Annotated in this window: 3 protein-coding genes and 1 pseudogene; 2 read left to right on the top strand and 2 right to left on the bottom strand. The window is 57.3% G+C overall.

Annotation, left to right across the window (positions count from 1 at the left end; translation table 11 throughout):
* Nucleotides 1-119 precede the first annotated feature (119 nt).
* A pseudogene (locus AC07ZS_RS29700) lies at nt 120-383 on the top strand (IS30 family transposase); the annotation flags it as partial.
* Nucleotides 384-816: 433 nt separating this feature from the next.
* Here AC07ZS_RS29700 and AC07ZS_RS29695 read toward each other — a convergent pair.
* Together AC07ZS_RS29695 and AC07ZS_RS29690 are read right to left on the bottom strand one after the other, a co-directional pair.
* On the bottom strand, nt 817-1,485 hold the full coding sequence (locus AC07ZS_RS29695; protein WP_494802018.1) for a hypothetical protein: 669 nt from the start codon (nt 1,483-1,485) through the stop codon (nt 817-819).
* A gap of 81 nt (nt 1,486-1,566) precedes the next feature.
* The gene (locus AC07ZS_RS29690; RefSeq protein WP_494802017.1) at nt 1,567-1,932 is read right to left on the bottom strand and encodes a hypothetical protein; all 366 of its coding nucleotides are present in this window, start codon (nt 1,930-1,932) and stop codon (nt 1,567-1,569) included.
* Between the two features lie 118 nt (nt 1,933-2,050).
* On the opposite strand from AC07ZS_RS29690, the gene AC07ZS_RS29685 reads away from it, so the two are divergent.
* Entirely contained in the window at nt 2,051-2,299 is a 249-nt protein-coding gene (locus tag AC07ZS_RS29685) for a helix-turn-helix domain-containing protein (protein WP_494802016.1), read from the top strand.
* The last annotated feature ends 111 nt before the right edge of the window (nt 2,300-2,410 follow it).

The raw sequence follows: 2,410 nt of genomic DNA, 5'->3' as shown, positions 1-2,410 counted from the left end.
CTCTCTCAGCCCCATCGAATACCGAGAAAGTCTCGGGCTTACGTCATAAACCAGTCCAAGTATTTGTCCGCACCCCCTTGATGCTCTAACTGGGTCAGTTTTCAGTGGAAGACAACACCGAAATGCATGGTCACAAGCGATTCACGATGGCCACCGACATCCAAGTTTATTTCTGTGATCCTCAGAGTCCTTGGCAACGCGGCAGCAACGAGAACACCAATGGGCTCCTCAGGCAGTACATGCCGAAGGGCATAGATCTCTCGGGTTTCTCACAGCTTCAGCTCAACGCAATCGCGAGACAATTGAATGAGAGGCCACGCAAGACACTTGGCTTCCGCACCCCCGCTGAAATGTTCAGCGAATCTGTTGCATCGACCGGTTGAATCCGCCACTCATAGCCGCCTTTGCTAGGGTAGCCGCAAGAGGCCATGCCCTCCCAGGATGGGTGCAGAAGCGCCACTCGGCTTGCGGATAGGTCCCTTGACGTGTCTCACAAGATCAAGCTGCTTGACATCGATCAATGCTCCGCAGCGCATGCGCGGACACAGTTGAGGCACATTGCGCCATCGGTTTTTTTGGAATAGTCCTTGCAGAACCCGCGTCATTCCTGCACCGAATTTCCAGTTTTTGGAACAGAAATCATGTCCGAGGCCGCATGAATGCTCAGTTCATCCTCCGGCCTGTCACGCCGGGGGTCGCGGGTTCGAGCCCCGTCCACTCCGCCAAAAATATCCATGGGTTACGTGAGCAATCACGTAGCCCATTTTGGTTTTTTGGGTTTGCAGTTTCGTCCACGAGGCCGTTGCAGGCACTGGATCATTGGGGCTCGGCGAACAACCTGTCGCCCCAATCGAAGTCGAAACTCAATTGAATGTGCGGTCGCTGCAGGCGAAAGCGCCGCCAGGCACCGGGGATGAAGGTGGGGTCGCTGCCCATTGCCGCGGCAGGCAGGCCCTGCTGATGCGCTGCCCATGTCCTGGCGTGAGCGCATCGGCGATAGCAATACGACAGCGAGATGCGCAGGTGCTCTGCCATGGCGGACATGCGGTTGTCCAGATGATCGAGCAGGTAAAGATACGCGCTGGCCAGCGACAGTTGAGGGTTCAGGTTGGTCTGCTCGTTCAACCGGGCCTGTTCCTGAAAATGCAGCAACGCTTTTTCCGGGTCGTACATTTCATTCGCAGCGAGCACATGTGACAGAGGGTGGGCTTCACCCTCTTCACTTCCGTGATCGAGGCGAACCGCGTACCTCACGTTCAATTCGGTGTAGCGCACCAGACTCTGGTACAGCCGCGCGAGGATCAATTGCCGGTGCTGGGCATCCCATAGGTCGATCCTGTGGCCTTTGCCGATGAGGTCTGCGATCAACAGCCATGCTTCGGCCTGCACGTCCTCCGGGGAGGCCTCACCCCGTGTCGCGCGGCTGATGCGCGCCAGATCGTGCCGATGGGTGTCGAGGAATTCGATGAAACCGTCGTCGTTCATGAAAAAACGCGGACTGTGCTCTGAAACCCAAGGGTTGAGAGCTGCAGCTACAAAGCCGCGTTTGGATGGAACGAATCACGGTTACGGAGAACCAGATTCTGGAGAGTCGAAACTTGGGATTCCCTTGTCGCCACTTAGAAAGGCGCGCAGGCTGGCGATGGCGTAGGGCTTGAGGTCCTCACGGGTCAGCAGCACGTCAGCGGCATACCTCGCCAGAAGCAACGCCGCCAGAACGTTCGTCTCGATGGCGCGCATTGCCGGTATCGGAGGATGCACATTGATGACGTTTCGCACCGCAGTTTCAACGTCACCGGTGAAAAGTCCTCTCCGGGCGAGCTCACTGAGTTGAAGTTTGACGAGTCTCTCGACTCGCTTGCGCTTCAGCCACAGAAGGGCGGTTGTCGCTAGGCTCATGTTGCGTGTCCCTTCTTCGGTTGAAGAGTCCATGGGTGCGGTGCCCTTGATGAAGACGCCGCATCACATCTTCGATTTTTCCTTCTGAGTTTGCCATAAATCAAACTCATCGTGTGTGTACTCAAAGTGTGTGGATGGCAAGACTCCTGCCATGCGCAAGAACCACCCCAAGGTCCCATCAAAAGAGAAAGCCCAGCTCACTTTCGGCTCGGCCTTGCGGGGATTCCGGGAGGAGCGGGGCCTGACGCAGGAAAAGCTGGCCGAGGCGGCCGACCTGCACACGAACTATGTCAGCTCGGTGGAACGGGGTGAGCGCAACCTGTCGCTGCACAACATCGTCAAGCTCGCGCTTGCGCTCGACATCCCCGTGTCCTCATTGATCCGTTGCCTGGACCCTTGATCAAAGGCTCCAGGGCAAGGGCGCCTCGTTGAGCCCCCAATAGAAGCTCTTCTGGCTGGTGTATTCGAGGATGCCCAGGCGGCCCTTCTCCTGGCCGTAGCCGCTCATCTT

It is taken from the genome of Hydrogenophaga sp. GW456-12-10-14-TSB4, from assembly GCF_059424305.1.
This window is presented reverse-complemented; position numbering and strand designations above follow the sequence as displayed.